Here is a 16,894-nt window from a genome sequence, read left to right as displayed (position 1 = left end):
TGCATGCTTCGCAGCTTATTAATTATTTCTGTTGATAGGAACTGCGACATAGTTAACTTTTCAGAACATCTTTTAGATAATAGAAAAAGCACCCTGTAAGGATGCTTTCTGCCTGTTTATTTTATTGTAAAAGGAGGAATATAACGTCCGTCCACATCGGCAAACTGGTATTCCTTTGCAAGGTCAGCGACTTTACATACTCTACCCGTTTTCTCCATAATATCAGGATCTTCAGCCAAAGCTGTAATGCCCCGACCAATATAAAACGGGGTTTCTGTACCTTGTAAATCCTTTGACTGCTGCCAGTGCTCCTCATCTGATTGATGATATTTAAGTACTAATTCCGTTCTCATAAATCCCGGAGAAACAGCAATTACAGCGATATTATCCTTCTTTAGCTCTATCGAAAGTCCATAAGCCATGCGTACAAGTGCATTCTTGGCCAAGTCATAATAGAACTGTCTTGTGTAATTACCATCATCCCAAAAGGTTGTATGGAAAATAACCGCCTCCTGATTTTCCCGCATAAAAGGAACCGCATAATGATTCGTCGCCAATTGGGCACGGACACCAGCCGTGAACATCGTATCCCAATGTTCTAAAGGAAGTTCCCAAAAAGGCCCTCCTTCCACCCCAAGATCATGTGCTCCCCAGACATTATTTACTAAAATATCCAGTTTTCCTTGTTCCCTTCGTATCTGTTCTATTACCGCTGCTGTCTCTTCGTCTTTCGTGTGATCGCATCGAATGGCAATTGCCATCCCTCCTGCCTCTATAATTTCCTCTGCAGTTTCATCGATAGATCCAGGGAAATTTTGGGTAGACCTCTCTTTTAAGCTACGTCCTGTAACATAAACTGTCGCTCCTGCTTTCCCTAATTCTATTGCAATCCCCCGCCCTGCACCTCTGCTTGCTCCAGTCACCAATGCAATCTTCCCTGTTAACTTTTTCAAATCACTACACCCTTTCTATAAAAGATGTATTCATTGTAAACAAGCTATCTTGACAACCTCTGTCATATTTCATTAAATAATCTGTATATACGAAAAGTAGGTGAACACGATGAGAGGAGACCGGCTAATATCGATTTTATTATTATTGCAGTCGTACGATAAGTTGACAGCAAAACAGCTATCCGAAAAACTGGAAGTTTCAGAACGGACGATTTATCGAGACATGGAAGTGCTCAGCAGGATAGGTATCCCAGTTGTTGCAGAACGTGGCAAGCAAGGCGGATGGTCATTACTTGATAACTATAAAACAAGCCTTACTGGTTTTAAAGAGGCTGAAGTCCATGCCTTGTTTATTTCTTACTCGATACAGTTGCTAGAGGATCTTGGACTTAAACGTGAAGCTGAAGACGCCAGAAACAAATTATTCGCATCCCTTCCAGCAGTACAACAAAATAGTGCTAAAGCAGTGTGGAACCGCATCTATATCGATACGAGTAATTGGAGACAAAAACAAGAAAATGTGGCTTCATTTTCTGTACTTCAGCAAGCAATCTGGCAAACAAAAAAATTAAGGATAGAATACCAGCGTGCAGATGGCAGTGAGGATGAGAGGATAGTAAAACCACTAGGATTAGTTGCTAAAGGAAACAACTGGTATTTTATTGCTGGTAAAGAGAATAACGAAATCCGTAGTTACCGAATTTCCAGAATAAAAGCCGCTAAACCAACCGCTGAAACCTTTATTCGTCCGAAGAGTTTCGACCTTGCAAGTTATTGGCATTCTACTACAAAAGCATTTATCAAGAATTTACCTGAATACCACGTTTCGGTACAGGTTTTTGAAGCAATCCTGCCCCGGTTGACTTTCACTGGACGTTTTGTCCGGATTCTCAAAGTAAAGGATCCATCACAAGAAGGGTGGGTTCCTGTTGATTTAGTTTTCAATACAGAAGAGGAAGCAGCAGCATATATCTTAGGTTTCGCCAATCAAATCAGGGTCCTAAAACCAAAACGGCTACATAACAAAGTCAGCGATATGGCAAAAGCTACAGCCGCTTTTTATCAACAAAATGACTAGGAAGCAAACGACCAGTATGGTAAAAAATTGCTCTTAGTGAAAAAGGAGCGTCCTCCAGATTTTAGATACAGCCCTTTTTGACAAAAATGAAAACCAGCACTGTCCCTTCAGCTGCTGGTTTAAAGTATTTTTGTGAATTATCTATGCTTATTCTATCTCCCATTTCAACACATCTATGGTGGGGACCACACGAGCGCCAAACATTACGAAAGAATTGTCCTCTTCCTGTCCTGTACTATATTGATCTATTCGCTCATCTGTTCTAATTGCTTCCAATATCGTGGGGTGGATTAGAATTTTTTTCGGAATAGTCGGCTCTCCAATTTCCGTTTGCTCAGCCCGCCATATTGAAATGTCTTGTAACAGAGCGTCCAGTTCCATCATGCTTCCTCCTTCTCTTGCTGTCTTTTAATCCGGTCAACTGATATTCTGCTGCAATCTTACCAGTTCTGCCGCAAATTTCCTGATGCGTTCGGTAACCTCTTCGTCAATGATTTCATTTTCATCGTCAAATGAGTCGTTATGGATAAAAACATTCAAGGCTGGTACCAATCCCTTCAAATAAGAAAGAATCGGTTTTAACTGATATTCGGAGACAAGAAAATGCTTTTCGACTGCTCCAGTAGTCACAATTCCTGTAACTTTATTCTTAAAAGCATCGACAGGGAAGTGGTCAAGCAGATTTTTCAATGCGCCAGAAATAGATGCCTGGTAAATCGGTGTGCCGATAACTATAAAATCAGCGGCCAATATTTTATTTACTACATGAAATGTATCTTCATTATAATATGCGAGCGGCGTTCCGCGCACAAATTCCACATCATAGTCCTTCAAATCGATCATTTCCGTTTTCACATCTGAGTCAATCGCTTTAGCAGCTGCCAACACTTTATTGATGGCTACATGGGTCTTCCAGCCAACCAACGATCCTGATATTCCCACAAGCTTCATAGTCGTACCCTCCTGTATAGATAAGCTCGATCAGCTTCTTGCACACTCCCCAAAACAAATTGTCTCTGTTTCTTAATAAACGAGAAGCTTCACGATATCTTATTCCTTTTTTCTCTAATTGTCTTTAACCCGCAGTCTGTTCTTTTTTCCTGTAACAGATGATTTTTAATACACTGGGTACAGTTTACCATTTTCAGGGTGTTATAAGCCATTAACAACTTTTTCGCATAAAAGCTTTCACCCTTCTCCCCTACTTTGGTCGAAAGCAAAAATCGTATGATTCTCTGCTTTTCGGAAACGCTAAACCAAGGAGGGATGATCATGGCACAACCACAATTTTTATCAATCGAAGGTTTCAATCAATTATTACAGCAATGGAATGGCAAGACCATTAAAGTAACAAAACAGGAAATCGGGGATTATGATGAGACAGTCCTTCGGTTAAATGCCGTTTCCTATGATACGGATACACGAAGAATCGACGACTATCAAGCGAAGCATAAGCTGCAGTTAAACGGCGACGGTACCATGCTTACGGATGCGGCAAATGCACAGCCACTTCCAGATCAGGTGTACGAAATTCCGATTGAGGATTCTACTTTATATCAATACGAGGATTCCCGTTTTTCTTTAACGACCGACCGTGGAACCTATACCATTGAATTAGCAGCTGAATAGGAAGAAGCCTTACATAGTAAAAACATGACACCAAATAGATAGGTGCCATGTTTTTTCATTGCTTGATCTCTTTTTTCAACCAATTTAAAGCAAGGTCAAACCAAGGTTCACAATACGGATTGATTTGCTCTTTGTATGCAGCCGAGACGGCATTGCCTAACGAAAGGCCATGTACCCCGCTTTCAAAAAAGTGAGCCTCATGCGGGATTTGTTTTTCCTGAAGGGCGAGCATCAGTTTCATCGAATTTTCCACCGGCACCGTAGCATCATCCCTTGTATGCCAGATAAAGGTTCTTGGAAGTGAGTCCGGCATATACTTGTCAGGTTGGATAAGCCTTTTCTTTGTTGGTTGATGAAAGTCATGCCCGAATAAATATTTGATTTTTTTCTCCTTTTCTACTTCTTTTGGCCATCCATATGTGAAATTGACGACCGGATAACATAATACCAAGTGATTAACATGCAATTTTTTCGAAGAAACACCCAGTAGTCCAGCTACCCATTCCTTTTCTGCCGTAAATGTGAGAGCAAGGTGCCCTCCTGCCGAAAAACCAGTCAGGACGATTTGCTCCAAATCGACATGCCAGTTCTCCGCGTTTGAACGCAGCCACAAAAAAGTTGAACCGAGCTGTACATAAGGATCGGGAAATAAAGGTGTATCAGAAGAAATGCAAGAATATCTGACAGTAATGACATGGTATCCTTCTGAGAAATACTTCATCGCCACAGGATCTGCTTCCCTGTCGGAAGTGTGGGTATAGCCTCCTCCTGGGCATATCACCACTGCCGGACGTTTCTCCCCAGTCTTGAATTGAGAAGAATCCTCCCATAAATATGCTATTGCGTATGCACCTTCTGTACCGAATGTCTGCTTTTCGATTCTCAATCCTCTCACCCCTCAGCCTTAAAAATGTATGATCTATTACTAAGATAAAGGATGGAGAACTTTTTTTCACGGCATATTATCCGATCAAGCCTCTGCTTCTAATTGCAAAACAGCTCCAACATTTTGCTGAGCAGTGGTAAAGCAAATAAAAGCGATCAATTCACTGATTTCTTTTTCTGAAAACACATCCCGTAATACATCGAACACGGAGTCTGGTATTTCTCCATGTAACCTGGCAAAAACTTCAGCAAATCCTGTTGCGGTAAGTACTCTTTCATCCACAATATGCGGGTTCGGTTTTCCTTTTGCTTTGCAGTATTGACAGCCATTTCGCTGAGCCAGCGTCCTTCTCACCTGCTCTTTAAGTTCTACCGACAGTTGTCCGTCCTTTTCCAACACTTTCCCGAGCAATGTCCAACTTTCCATTATCCTCGGGTTATGCCCCAATAGTTGTTGGAAAGGCGTTTCCCCAATTTTCGACTGATTAATTCTGACCATCCCTATCCCTCCTTGTTTTATAATGATAAGATAATAACTAAATCTTTCACATACACTTTTTAAAGAAAATATACAAAATCCTTTAGAAATCAAACGTAATAAGGAGGAATCATTTAAAATATGAAAATAGATGATATCGATGTAAAAATAATAGATGAATTACAGAAAAACAGCCGTTTGTCAATGAGTGAGCTTGGCAGGAGAGTCAATCTTTCTTCTCCATCTGTGACGGAAAGGGTGAGACAAATGGAATCTTTCGGAATCATCCAGCAATATACCCTCGAAGTCGACTATGAAAAGTTGGGCTATCCGATACAATGCTTGATAGAAGCTACCGTGAAAGACGGAAACTACGAAGCCTTTAAAAATAAAATCCAAACGTTCTCTAATGTAGAGTTTTGTTATCGAATTGCCGGCAAAGCATGTTATATGCTTAAGTTGCATTTTAAAGATTTTACACAGGCAGAAGAATTTATTAATACGTTAAGTACCTTTGCTGTAACGGTTACCCATTTTATCTTTTCTAAAGTAGAAACCAATCTATCATTTCATTTATAAAATATAATTAAAAGAGGCCGGGACAAAAGCGTGGCCACTAAAGTACAAACCGAACGAATTATAGTTTCCGATCAAATCCGTTCGTTTTTTTGTGTAGTCTCGTTTTATCCTGTTGTTTGACGTGTGTTTCAAATCGCTACTGCAAGATACTACGCGTTTCACGGGCACGGCTTCAACTTCCTCAGAAAGTTAAAAAAACGCTTTATTGCGGGATTTTCAGCTCGTGCTATTCCCGTAGGAGTCTCCGTATCTTGCCTTCGCTATGTTTTCGTGGTCTGATTTCCATATGATCAAGACAAGATGGACCGTTCTCTTCTATTGGTTGATAGGTATCTAAACAGTGACGAAGACGAAAGGCTTGGGGGGCCTTTTTTCTTTATAGCATAAATTGGCTAAAGAAGTACTCCTGGTTTCCATGCGGCTTCGCTTTCTATCCGTAACATGAATAGGCAAAACGAAAAACACACCTGAAGAGAAGATATCTCCATCCAACGGAGGCAAGGTACACAGACTCCAGCGGGATGAGCGCGAGCTGAAGATCCACTTGGCAAAGCGGTATTCTTTGCCAAGTTAGCTGAAGCCGTGCCCGCGGAAAGCGAAGTACCTTGCCGGAGTGGAAAGTTGCACTTTTCATAGTGTAAAACGTTTTGCTTTTTGCTCATCAAAAAAACCGAACGAATGGTGGTATCGTTCGGTTTTCATTTTGGTCATGATGCTTTTGTCTCAGGATATTCAGCTTGTTATTCAATTACGTAAAAAGTCGAATAGTTTCTCAGCTGTTTCTGTATTTTCCAGTGAACCAGCAAATTGGTCAGAACCCGGTCCATATGCGTAGATATTCACATCGACACCAGTATGTCCGCCTGTAGTCCAGCCAGTTCCAGATCGCTCGTTAAATATCGCTTCAATGGCATTGTCGATATCCGTTACCTCTCCGCTTTGGCTTGCTGTTTCCACTGATTGAATCTCATCTTCCGTCAAAGCTAAATCAATGTATTTATCCAACACAGATCTCACTGGCTCACCATTCGTTATTTCCTGTGCCATATAATCCGGAGTTCGTTTTGCCGCCTTTATTGGCGCCGGATTCCAAACATACGGGCCATTAGCTCCGATAGACAATCCTCCCGTAGAATGATCAGCTGTGGCAACTACCAGGGTATGCTTGTCTTTCTTTGCGTATTCAATCGCTGCTTTGAATGCTTTTTCGAAGTCTTCCATTTCACTCATAGCCCCAACCACATCATTATCGTGTCCTGCCCAATCAATTTGACTTCCTTCAACCATAAGGAAAAAACCGTCTTTATCCTTACTCAGACGATCAAGAGCAGAATTAGTCATTTCAGCTAAAGAGGGAGTGGATGCGTTTCGATCAATCATTTTGTCCATTCCTACCGGGGCAAACAACCCTAAAACTTGATTATGATCATCCTTCAGCAGTTGTTTACGGCTGGTTACATAACTGTACCCATCCTTTTGAAATGCTTCTACCAAATTTCGGTCTTCCCGTTCAAAATAGCTTGTTCCGCCGCCTAAAAGTACGTCCACTTTATGCTGGCCATTTACTAAATCATCATAGTAGTCATCGGCTATCTGATTATAGTTTTGCCTGGATTCATCGTGCGCACCAAAAGCAGCTGGTGTCGCATGATTGACCTGGGAGGTCACGACCAAACCAGTCGACTTTCCTTGTTCTTTTGCTTGCTCAAGCACTGTTTTAACATCTTGCTTCTCTGTATCGACTGCAATCGCACCATTGTATGTCTTTACTCCGCCAGCCATGGAAGTTGCAGCAGCAGCAGAATCCGTAATGTTTTCTTCATGATCGTGGGGATAGGTTTTTTGCATCCCCACCAAGTAAGAATCAAAGGCAGTAGACTCCATCATTGGTGTACTTGGATCATCTTTCAAGTAACGGTACATCGTGTTATAGGCAGGTCCCATGCCATCACCAATCAAAAAAATAACATTTTTTACTTTTGCATGGTTTTGTTCTTGATTCGCTTCCGATGGAGTATAGAAGGTAAATAAGCTTCCCAGGGCTACTCCTGTTATCACTAGTGGAACTGCCAATCTTTTTAACATGCGTTTGTTATTCATAGGTTTCCCTCCAAATTATGATTTCAAGTAATATATTAATCTGGTTTTATTGAAGAAAGATAAATAGAACGTAAAAATGTCGATTTGCTGTAATTTTGATTGAATAGGCCTATGCAGCTACTCCCTCATCCAGTTTTCCGACTTATAAAGGACTAGAAAAGTTAGTCTGGTTTTCCTGGATGAAAGACTTGTTTCGAGGGCCTAGATAAAATATCCTAATCAGCAGACTTAACAAAGTTTACATTGGATTTATAAAAACAAGCTGGAACCAATTGCTCGTCTAATTCTTACCTCTCCTTCATAAAGTTTTACGAGGTGAGAAAATGAAAAAAACTACAGCTAATAAATGGCACATTTTTATCGTTTTGTTTTTTATCAGTTTAGCAATGAGAGTTCAGGTTCCCGTATTCACACCATATGCGGCAGCATTCGGAGCAACCAGCGTTTTTATCGGCATCATCCTGAGTGTTACCTCATTCACCAATTTATCCGGCAATGTTCTCGCCGGCCCGTTAATCGACCGGCTTGGTAAAAAACTATTCATCACACTGCCTATTTTTGCTTCTGGGTTGTTGTTTATTGCCCATGCCTTCGCCAATGATTCTGGCGACTTGTTGGTTTTGCATGCCCTGAATGGTTTTGCTCTGGCATTTTTGATTCCTGCAGCTTTTACCATGCTTTCCGGATTCGCCGACAACAGCAGACAGCAAGGAAAAAATATGGCGATCAACGGACTGTTTTCTACCATTGCTGGTATTGCCGCCCCACTGATCGGCGGTAAGCTGGTTGTCCTCATTGGTTATCAAAACACTTATTGGATTATCGGCAGTACCATGCTGGCTATCGGGCTTTATGCTGCACGTTCCTTAAAGGAAACGAAACCAGTAGTTTCCCTTTCCCCATCGAATGCTACCATTAAGTTTGAAACGAATCCCAAATTAATCGCTGTCTATCTGATCGGGTTTGCGGCCATGTATGTACACGGGGTCGTCATTTACGAAGTACCATATTTAGCCGTAGAAAATGGGTTATCTACTTTTGATACTGGCAGACTGTTCAGTTATATGGGCATTGGCACTCTACTGATGTTGTCAATGTTTTTTGTCAATCGCTTCTCCCCCTTTAAACGTCTAGTCATCGGTTTATTTGGAATGGCGATGGCCTTGGCAGGTATTTTCACATCGGTTCTTCCTCTGGCAGTATTATTGTTTTTCCTTGGTATTTTCTCCGGCTTGGTCATGCCTGCGATGGCAACAGCAGTCACAGACAATACAAGCAAACAAAGCCATGGCAGAGCATTTGGTTTTATGTCGGCTATCTACTCGCTGGGTATCATCAGCAGCTCTTTTTTTACAGGGGTGGTCCGTGATTCCATATCGCCGTACTTTATCGCATTTCTTGTCAGCATGACGGTGCTGACAATTGCCGGCTATACAAGATTGCGTTCCTCTAATGGGAAGTTGCAGCATATCTGATCTTTCTCTTTTTCGAAAATGCCTTTCATTTATCGAGGCGTTCGAAGTTTAGTTATTGAACTAACAATAGAAACAGATTATTCTATAGGAATAAAACCTATTGAACCAGGAAGGAAGTTACCCATGTGCAATACATTGCGGGAAGAAATAAAAACAAAGCTGGAGAACGGGGATTATCATTGTGAAAAAGAGTTAACCCTTTCCATCATTAGCGGAAAATGGAAGGTGGTAATTTTATGGCATTTAGGCGTGGAAGGAACCCATCGTTTTAGTGATTTGGAACGACTCTTCAAAAACATTTCCCATAAAACCCTTTCCAATCAATTAAAAGAATTGATAGAGGACGGCATAATTCAACGGAAGGTATATCCAGAGACGCCTCCAAAAGTGGAGTATTCAATGACAGCACTTGGATATACGTTATTGCCCATCATCGAACAGATGTATGAGTGGGGGAAAAAACGGATCGATCAGCTAAAAGAAGAAGGTATTGTGAAAGAGTCATAAACAATTTATAATTGTTGCACCTTAGACAAAAGTCCGGCATCGATTTAGGACAAAAACGCAAGCGCCTGTTTAAAGGTGTACAGGCCGCCACGTCCTGTGGCAACGCCTGCATGACCCACAATCGTTTGAGCCTCCGACAAGCTAAAGAACAGCCTCGGCGTGGCGCTTTTTGCTACACAGAGGGGGGGTTAAGACCTCGAGGGGTAGGCGCTGGAGCTGGACGTGGCTGTTTCTGCCAATAATTATATACAGACAGTTAAATTTATCATTTTCTATACAGTAAAGAAAAGAACAGCCCGTGGTGTTAGGCTGTTCTTTTTACTTCGTTACCCTTCAAGCAGCTTCAGTGCCTCACGGTTGAATGCTGGAAGGTCATCCGGTGTACGGCTGGTAACAAGATTTTGATCCACTACTACTTCCTCATCCTTGAAGTTGGCACCTGCATTGATCAAATCTTTCCGGATGGAAGTAAAGCCTGTCACATCCAATCCGTTGAGTTGATCTGTATCAATTAAGAACTGAGGGCCATGGCAAATCGCGAATACGGGTTTTTTAGATTCAAAAAAAGAACGTGCGAAAGCCGCATTCCGTTCATCGATACGCAACAAGTCAGGAGAAAAACCTCCAGGTACCAATAATGCATCAAAGGAGTCAGCGGATACTTCCTCGATTCCTTTATCAATCGTAAAGGAATCTCCATTTTTACCAGTGATTTGTTTCCCGGCTTCTTGCCCGATTAGTTCAATAGTATGCCCGGCATCCTTAAATTTTTCGGCTGGATCCGTCAATTCGATTTCTTCCACCATATCAGTAACTAAAACCGCGATTTTTTTACTCATCAAAATCCTCCCTTTCCTTCTTTACAGCTTACGGAATGAACCCGCACTGTTTATTCTATCGAAGCAAAAAAAGAAAGGGAAGACCGCACTTACGGGTAAGATGGTTACCTGAAGGTTACTTAACAGCAGGAGTGAGTGCACCTATTCTTCTGTCAGCATTTCAGTTTGCTTCATATAATACTCGATTGCAAGAATCAGCCAATCCTCTTCTTCTTTTGAAAATGGAGAAGGATTCATCTGTTCAAGACTGAGAAGCGTTTCTGGAAGGACTCGGAAAATAATTTTCATTCTGCAAGACATGGTTACAGGAGGAAGCAATATTTAGCATTGTCGAAACTTGGAATTCAGGCTTTTCATCAAAATAGGTGTTAGCACTGATTGTTACATAATCAGCCTGCTTGACTGAAATTGGACAAGCATCCATATTCCTCCCATTCACTCCGTTAATTGTGTTGCCGTGTATAACAGCCATCTTTACCTTATCCGATATCACAATCCCATTATCCTGAATATAATGGATAGAATTATTTTTAATATCCACTCCATCGGTCGAGCCGATAATAGCAATGCCATCCCCACCAGCTCGAGAAATAGCATTATCCTGGATATTATAACTATTTCCCTTCCCAGCAGTAATTGCTGTTCCTTTTAAGTTTTTCAGTATGTTATTGTGTACCTTCACGGTATCCCCATAAACAATATTTACACCCGAATAGTTGCTTTGCTCTGCTGAATCCGAGATAATGTTGCCGCTAATCGAGACGTTTTCCATTATTCCGGTCCTTTCCCCGATAATGGCGATACCGTGATGATAAGAAAGTCCGCCTGTTATAATATTGCTTACAATCTCCGTATTTTCACACGGCTGACTCTTCCCGGTTTGGATTCCAAAGATATTTTTAGTATCCTTTGCGTCACTTAATGGAGGGGATGAAACCTCTATACCTGCTCCACAATGCAATAGCTGGTTGTGATGGATTTGGACATTTTTCCAACTATACCCTCGCACAGCCTGTTTTGAGGTACCTTCGAACACATTACCGCTTATCACGATATTTTCATGCCAGACACCGATTGTGGATGAATGACTTCCAATTCCGCGCGGCCACACCTGGCTCCCTTCTGTGTCGGAGGAACCGAAATAACAATCGTTGATCCATATGTTTTCGCAAATGGTCTGATCGTAAGCACCGAATGCACTAAATACCCAAACAGCTTTCATCAAGTCAATTTGGACAGCTTCCGAAAAGGAGCGACCCCCAGTGTCAATGAACCCTAAGAACCTACAGCCGTTGATCCAAACGTTTCGGCAGCCACAAACCTCTATTGCATGTGCTCCGGCAACGTCCCTTATTTCCATCCGCTCCAATGTTATATTTTCCCCATGGCCGATTGCAAAACAGTTATGCATTTTTCGTCGTTCTACTCCATTAAAATCCCAAATACCGCCTTCTATGGTGATGTTCGAATGGCCATCATACCCCTCGAATGACTCTTTGGGCCGACCATTGGTAACAAGGTAACCGTCATGATCTCTCAACAATCTGGCAGTGGGGGCGGCAATAATATGTGTATTGGAAGACACGTACAAGGTTTTTTCCAATCGATACGTCCCCGCAGGGATTATCACCATTCCCCCCCTTTCTGTACATCTTGCTTCATCCAATGCAGCCTGAATTACAACCGCATCCTTTGTCTGTCCGTCACCGACCGCTCCATAATCTACTACATTTATCCACATATCTATCCTCCCTTCCTGAATCGTGATTACGCAGGCGCAGGCTATTTTCATGTTTTTTTACAACATCTCTTTAAATAACTATTTCTTTTTTTTCGTAATATACAAGAAATAAAGTACTGGAGGATATGGGGATAAGTAAAGGGAAGTCAGCTCTTCCAAATGGTTAGCTTAAGACACACGATGGCGGTCTATTGCCATATATGATGGAATGAAGATTTTTCAGAAAAGTAGACGGAAGGGACTGGAACAGTATAATCATGAAATCATTACTTCTTATCAGTTAAAAAACCGGCCATTGAAGACCGGTCTCTAGTTCCTGAATCGTTCATTACTCATCTTTAAGATCTTTGATCAGTTTTTTCATCTCGCCTATTTCTCTGCGTTGTGCCTTGATGATTTCATCGGCAAGCTTCCGGACTCTCGGATCTGTTATTTGAGCACGTTCACTTGTCAATATGGCGATAGAATGGTGCGGGATCATTGCTTCCATATAATCTGTATCATCGACCAAAGTCTGGCTGCGGAGCAGAAATAACGATAAGAAAAACACTACAATACTTCCCGCTGCAATTCCGATATTGGCTTTTCTGTTCTTGAGCATGCGAAACATAAAAAGCAACATAATCATCGTCATGGCTGCCCCCATCATGATTGCCATATAGACCCTTGTCTCACTGAAAAACACATGATCCAACTGATAAGTACTAAAATATTTGAAGATAAACATAACAATGGTAGAAGTTAAAACCATGCCGGCAAATCGTATATACGCTTTCAACTATTGTCACTCCTTTTAATCGCTTTATCAGAAAAATACCCTGCCTATCAGGAGACAAAACAATCTTTGAGGTTTTTTAACCCCCCCTTCAGCTATGAATTTTCCAGCGAAAGCGGCTCTTAGTATCGATAAATTGTTTATTGATTATTCTACTGGGAACACTACTAAAAAAAGCAAAGAAGGAATCAAAAATGACAATGAAAAGTTCCATTATTCTGCCGTTCATGTTAGGAAGTTTTCTAGTTGCGACAGGTTGTACATCCGACAATAATAATGATCAGCAAGCAGACTCTGAGACAACACCATCGGCTGAAAATCAAAATGTTGAGGCAGGCAGTGATGATGAAACTGAAAGCGAACAAGTTAGTGAAAAAAATAGCGATACACAGAACGAAACGGACGAGAACACCGGAACAAGCAATGTAGAATCTTCTTCTGTTAGCGAACAATTAAAAATGAAACAGTCCGTTATCAAACTGCCGACCAGTTTTCCGACCAAAGAAGATGTTGAACCAAAGATAGAGAAAAACTCGGAAACTGCTTATACAGTTAAATATCAGACTTCATCAGGAGAAGAGGTTGCCACTTTTTCCGGGACTTTATATAATTCAGCAGAAGCTGCCAGCAGTGCGATGAACGAATTCCAGAGTGGCAAAGAAGTCCCCTCCTATAGTGAAGGAGCAACAGACTTGGGGCATGGTATTACCGGTTATGGTGAAGGCGCTGCGGGGCATCATTACTTCAGCTGGCAAGAAGGGAACTGGCTTTTCAGTATTAGCTCCCTTACTAAAGATGATATGGACCAGCCCGGCATTGCGAAAAAAATGGTGGAGTACCTGGAAACCCATATGCTTCCGGCACCGGAAAATACAGGCGCCGTGTTGGTAGATTATCCTCAGGGCGGCAAAGAGGTCCAGGTGGATATACGGTGGCAAGAGCAGGATAAGGTTTATCGGTTGAGGACTGATCGGGTGCCATTGGATGCCTTGGAAATGACTACCTCCGTGAAGTAAATTAAAGAATTGCACTCAGCTTGTAGAAAAAACAAAGGTTTTCTACAAGCTTTTTATTAAGCATCGCCTTTTCCTATTTCCCTGCTCATTCGGAAGGAAAGGTAGTTTTCCCCCTCAACATTGGAATAAGCAGGTCTCTCCGACTGGTATTGAAACCCCTTTGCTTCATAAAAAGGGAGTCCTTTTTGATTCCCTTTTTGGACAGATACCCACTGTCGTTTTGCCCCTTTTTCCAAATGAATACCGGTCAGGAACTCCAGTAACTTGCTGCCAATTCCTTCTCTACGCCGCCCGGGATCAAGATATAGCACATATACTTCACTTTCTTTTTCACTGATCATTCCTCCGCCGATTGCTCCTACCACTTCCTCATTATCGACGGCCACTATGTATCCGTCCCAGCCATCTTCCTCCTGAAGCTCGCTTGTTATCCGTTCGTGATTATAAAAAATGCGATTATTCCGTTCAATATTTTCCCTGCTTCTGATTCCTGCATAAGTATCCCAGCATCCTTCTATACATACTTGTGCGATTCCTTCAACGTCTTCCGCGCGTGCACGTCTTACCTCCACCACTCAACCACCTCCAAAAATCTGGATTCGTCCTCATATTAACATAATTATTCGTGTCATTCTCATCATATAGACCCAGACAAAAGCAGGCATAACTCCTGCTTTTTTAGATTCTGTACTTGTTAGAGGTTTTGTCCTTGTCTTAACAAAAAATGTTGCACGGCCCCGATCATACCTGCATCATTCTTATGTTTACAAACAGCAAGCGGGACACGGAAGTCCTTCCAAAATTCCAGTTGCTCCAGCTTCGTTTCTATCTTTTGAAGAAGGTCCGTTTGCGCGCTAACACCGCCCCCCACTAGTATGATCTCCGGATTCAGTGTAACAGCCAGGTTGTACAATCCGCAGCTAACACTTGTCAACCAATCATCCAACATAGTAGCACTTTGTTCATCCTGCTCGGCCTGTCGAAAAATCGTTTGTCCTTCCACTCTATAGTTCGTATCAAGCCGCATGGATTGTCTGTAATTCTGAGTCAGGCTTCCGGTCGCACCATTACGATGCCATATCGCTTTGTCAGGAAGTGACCTATTCGTTATCATAAACCCGAATTCTCCACCCCTAAATGACTTGCCGCGCAAAACTTTTCCGTCGACCACAATTCCTCCGCCAATTCCTGTCCCGATCGTTACACATACAAAATCTTTTACGCCTTGTGCATTACCGTTGAACTGTTCAGCCAAAGCAGCACAATTCCCGTCGTTTTCCACCTCTACCGGCAAGTCGATCTTCTCTTCCAACAACGTTTTAATGCTCCTTCTTCTTATACAGACCACATTACCCGCTGTATCAGAATCCAAATATCCAGTTACAGGATTTATCGGACCAGGCATACTAATCGCTATCCCGTTAACCGAATGGCGGGAACGATACTCCTTGATGATAAGTTCCATTTCCATCAAAAATTTCTCTAAATCAGAGACCGGTGTATCGTATTGATCCTTTTCCAATATGGTGCCGTCCCCAAGCATAACCGAATGCTTCACTTTCGTCCCGCCCACATCAAATGAAATAAACTTGCCCTTCAATCGCTCCCTCCCCCTTTGCCCTATAATCTCTTCCGTTCCATTTTATTTGATAATGGTCTGCTCATACCAGTTAGGACCTATCTCGTACAACTCCTATAGAAAGATACTGGTGTACAGTCCTTTTTGTTCAAACTATCATAAGTCCTAATCGAAATCTACTCTATCCTTACTACATAGAGACACCAGCCAAACATTGTAAATAAGTTGGCTGGTGTCCACTCTCTTATTCGAATGATTGTTTGAACTCCCAGAAACCAGGCGTTTCTTTGATCACTCCTCTGGATACCGTCTCGACCATTTTCAATTTTATTTCCTGTTCCAAATCGTCTCTTTCCTGAAAGGAAGTGGATTTGATCGATTTTTTTATTTTGGGTTCCATTTGGGTAATGAACTCGGTAATTAAATAGTGTTCTTGTTTCATCGTGTCACCTTTCTTTCAGATATTTTTTTAACTTGGCGATTGCCTGCCTGTGAATTTTGGATATATTTTGAGAGGAGGTTTTCCTTACAGCAGCTACTTCTTTGATTTTTAATTGGTTTACATATATGAGTGCGAGCACCTCTTTTTGAAGCATGCTTAATTGCTGAATGGCATCGTATAACGCTTCATCCAGGATGTGATCTTCCAATTTTTCACTATCTCTTACGATCTCTTCCACAGGATCAAACGTTTCTTTGGAAATGATATCGATCCATTCATCTTCAGAATCCGTTTCTTTATCGGACAACGGCTGATTGAGTATCGTTAAATACTTTTCATAGTACGTACGTGTACGCTTATCAAAATTGATTGAATTAAAATAAATCAAATTCGAAAAATACTTGGTCAATTTTGCCCGGTGATAATAATCTCGAAATTTATTATCCAGTCTTTTTCGACTTTCTTCTGTCCTTTCTACCAATGCCTTTTCCAATAGCAGTTTGTTTTCCTCAGTCGAAAAGAACGACTTGACAACCGGTTGCCTTGCGAAATTGTGATACCTTTCAAAGAACTCTTCCACGATGTCATGCTGATTGTTTGAGTAGCGCTCATATTCCATAGATGAATCCCTCCTACTATGTAAAGAGCTTGAAACAGAATAAAAATAAACTAATTTCCGAAAAAATAAGAACATGCGTTCGCTTTTTTTGTCATTATATCGCAATATTTGTTCCAATTTCTAGTGTAAATATAACTATCTTGTTCTGGTTTACTTTTTCAGGAGAGGCAGCTCTTTAGTAAATAGAAGGAATAATAAG

The 16,894-nt window shown here is 41.5% G+C and carries 19 protein-coding genes; 6 read left to right on the top strand and 13 right to left on the bottom strand.

Translation table 11 applies throughout. From position 1 onward, the window contains the following. Positions 1-116: 116 nt before the first annotated feature. Positions 117-953 carry an SDR family NAD(P)-dependent oxidoreductase gene (locus ERJ70_RS05290; protein WP_209367687.1) on the bottom strand — a complete coding sequence of 279 codons (837 nt, stop codon included), beginning with the start codon at positions 951-953 and terminating at the stop codon, positions 117-119. Positions 954-1,062: 109 nt separating this feature from the next. Here ERJ70_RS05290 and ERJ70_RS05285 point away from each other — a divergent pair, with 109 nt between their 5' ends. Further along, the gene (locus tag ERJ70_RS05285) at positions 1,063-2,031 is read left to right on the top strand and encodes a helix-turn-helix transcriptional regulator (protein ID WP_209367685.1); all 969 of its coding nucleotides are present in this window, start codon (positions 1,063-1,065) and stop codon (positions 2,029-2,031) included. A 147-nt stretch (positions 2,032-2,178) separates the two neighbouring features. Here the strand turns inward: ERJ70_RS05285 and ERJ70_RS05280 are convergent, their stop codons facing one another. Both ERJ70_RS05280 and ERJ70_RS05275 read right to left on the bottom strand, forming a co-directional pair. Continuing rightward, on the bottom strand, positions 2,179-2,415 hold the full coding sequence (locus ERJ70_RS05280; protein WP_209367683.1) for a hypothetical protein: 237 nt from the start codon (positions 2,413-2,415) through the stop codon (positions 2,179-2,181). A gap of 33 nt (positions 2,416-2,448) precedes the next feature. After that, positions 2,449-2,982, bottom strand: a complete 534-nt coding sequence (locus ERJ70_RS05275; protein ID WP_209367681.1) for an NADPH-dependent FMN reductase — start codon at positions 2,980-2,982, stop codon at positions 2,449-2,451. A 321-nt stretch (positions 2,983-3,303) separates the two neighbouring features. On the opposite strand from ERJ70_RS05275, the gene ymzB reads away from it, so the two are divergent. Further along, the gene (gene ymzB / locus ERJ70_RS05270; protein WP_209367679.1) at positions 3,304-3,660 is read left to right on the top strand and encodes a protein YmzB; all 357 of its coding nucleotides are present in this window, start codon (positions 3,304-3,306) and stop codon (positions 3,658-3,660) included. A 55-nt stretch (positions 3,661-3,715) separates the two neighbouring features. Here the strand turns inward: ymzB and ERJ70_RS05265 are convergent, their stop codons facing one another. Both ERJ70_RS05265 and ERJ70_RS05260 read right to left on the bottom strand, forming a co-directional pair. Beyond that, positions 3,716-4,546: an alpha/beta hydrolase gene (locus ERJ70_RS05265; protein ID WP_209367678.1), complete on the bottom strand. Its 831-nt coding sequence runs from the start codon at positions 4,544-4,546 to the stop codon at positions 3,716-3,718. 84 nt (positions 4,547-4,630) lie between these two features. Next, positions 4,631-5,044, bottom strand: coding sequence for a carboxymuconolactone decarboxylase family protein (locus ERJ70_RS05260; RefSeq protein ID WP_026571600.1), 414 nt, complete (start codon positions 5,042-5,044; stop codon positions 4,631-4,633). A gap of 120 nt (positions 5,045-5,164) precedes the next feature. Between ERJ70_RS05260 and ERJ70_RS05255 the strand changes: the two genes are divergently transcribed. Continuing rightward, the gene (locus ERJ70_RS05255) at positions 5,165-5,602 is read left to right on the top strand and encodes an Lrp/AsnC family transcriptional regulator (RefSeq protein ID WP_209367676.1); all 438 of its coding nucleotides are present in this window, start codon (positions 5,165-5,167) and stop codon (positions 5,600-5,602) included. Between the two features lie 744 nt (positions 5,603-6,346). On the opposite strand, the gene ERJ70_RS05250 is transcribed toward ERJ70_RS05255, so the two are convergent. Continuing rightward, entirely contained in the window at positions 6,347-7,702 is a 1,356-nt protein-coding gene (locus ERJ70_RS05250; RefSeq protein ID WP_209367674.1) for an alkaline phosphatase, read from the bottom strand. Positions 7,703-8,025: 323 nt separating this feature from the next. On the opposite strand from ERJ70_RS05250, the gene ERJ70_RS05245 reads away from it, so the two are divergent. Both ERJ70_RS05245 and ERJ70_RS05240 read left to right on the top strand, forming a co-directional pair. Continuing rightward, positions 8,026-9,177 carry an MFS transporter gene (locus tag ERJ70_RS05245; protein WP_209367672.1) on the top strand — a complete coding sequence of 384 codons (1,152 nt, stop codon included), beginning with the start codon at positions 8,026-8,028 and terminating at the stop codon, positions 9,175-9,177. A 123-nt stretch (positions 9,178-9,300) separates the two neighbouring features. Next, complete coding sequence (locus ERJ70_RS05240; protein ID WP_209367670.1) at positions 9,301-9,684, top strand: winged helix-turn-helix transcriptional regulator; 384 nt, start codon at positions 9,301-9,303, stop codon at positions 9,682-9,684. Between the two features lie 326 nt (positions 9,685-10,010). On the opposite strand, the gene ERJ70_RS05235 is transcribed toward ERJ70_RS05240, so the two are convergent. The 3 genes from ERJ70_RS05235 to ERJ70_RS05225 form a co-directional block, all read right to left on the bottom strand. Next, on the bottom strand, positions 10,011-10,523 hold the full coding sequence (locus tag ERJ70_RS05235) for a type 1 glutamine amidotransferase domain-containing protein (protein ID WP_209367668.1): 513 nt from the start codon (positions 10,521-10,523) through the stop codon (positions 10,011-10,013). 241 nt (positions 10,524-10,764) lie between these two features. Then, complete coding sequence (locus ERJ70_RS05230) at positions 10,765-12,264, bottom strand: right-handed parallel beta-helix repeat-containing protein (protein WP_209367666.1); 1,500 nt, start codon at positions 12,262-12,264, stop codon at positions 10,765-10,767. Between the two features lie 328 nt (positions 12,265-12,592). Then, positions 12,593-13,042, bottom strand: a complete 450-nt coding sequence (locus tag ERJ70_RS05225; RefSeq protein WP_209367664.1) for a DUF305 domain-containing protein — start codon at positions 13,040-13,042, stop codon at positions 12,593-12,595. 191 nt (positions 13,043-13,233) lie between these two features. Between ERJ70_RS05225 and ERJ70_RS05220 the strand changes: the two genes are divergently transcribed. Further along, complete coding sequence (locus ERJ70_RS05220; protein ID WP_209367662.1) at positions 13,234-14,055, top strand: hypothetical protein; 822 nt, start codon at positions 13,234-13,236, stop codon at positions 14,053-14,055. Between the two features lie 56 nt (positions 14,056-14,111). On the opposite strand, the gene ERJ70_RS05215 is transcribed toward ERJ70_RS05220, so the two are convergent. From ERJ70_RS05215 to ERJ70_RS05200, 4 genes are all read right to left on the bottom strand, one after another. Beyond that, positions 14,112-14,627: a GNAT family N-acetyltransferase gene (locus ERJ70_RS05215; protein ID WP_245208124.1), complete on the bottom strand. Its 516-nt coding sequence runs from the start codon at positions 14,625-14,627 to the stop codon at positions 14,112-14,114. 122 nt (positions 14,628-14,749) lie between these two features. Next, a complete protein-coding gene (locus ERJ70_RS05210) occupies positions 14,750-15,655 on the bottom strand; it encodes an ROK family protein (protein WP_209367658.1) in 906 nt (301 codons plus the stop codon). 223 nt (positions 15,656-15,878) lie between these two features. Beyond that, the gene (locus ERJ70_RS05205; protein WP_209367656.1) at positions 15,879-16,076 is read right to left on the bottom strand and encodes a hypothetical protein; all 198 of its coding nucleotides are present in this window, start codon (positions 16,074-16,076) and stop codon (positions 15,879-15,881) included. A 4-nt stretch (positions 16,077-16,080) separates the two neighbouring features. Continuing rightward, the gene (locus tag ERJ70_RS05200; RefSeq protein ID WP_209367654.1) at positions 16,081-16,695 is read right to left on the bottom strand and encodes a sigma factor-like helix-turn-helix DNA-binding protein; all 615 of its coding nucleotides are present in this window, start codon (positions 16,693-16,695) and stop codon (positions 16,081-16,083) included. Between the last annotated feature and the right edge of the window lie 199 nt (positions 16,696-16,894).

Origin of the sequence: Sediminibacillus dalangtanensis, from assembly GCF_017792025.1 — a bacterium.
Lineage (GTDB): Bacteria > Bacillota > Bacilli > Bacillales > Amphibacillaceae > Sediminibacillus > Sediminibacillus dalangtanensis.
Note: the sequence above shows the minus strand (reverse complement) of the source record. Positions and strands in the feature narration are given on the sequence as shown.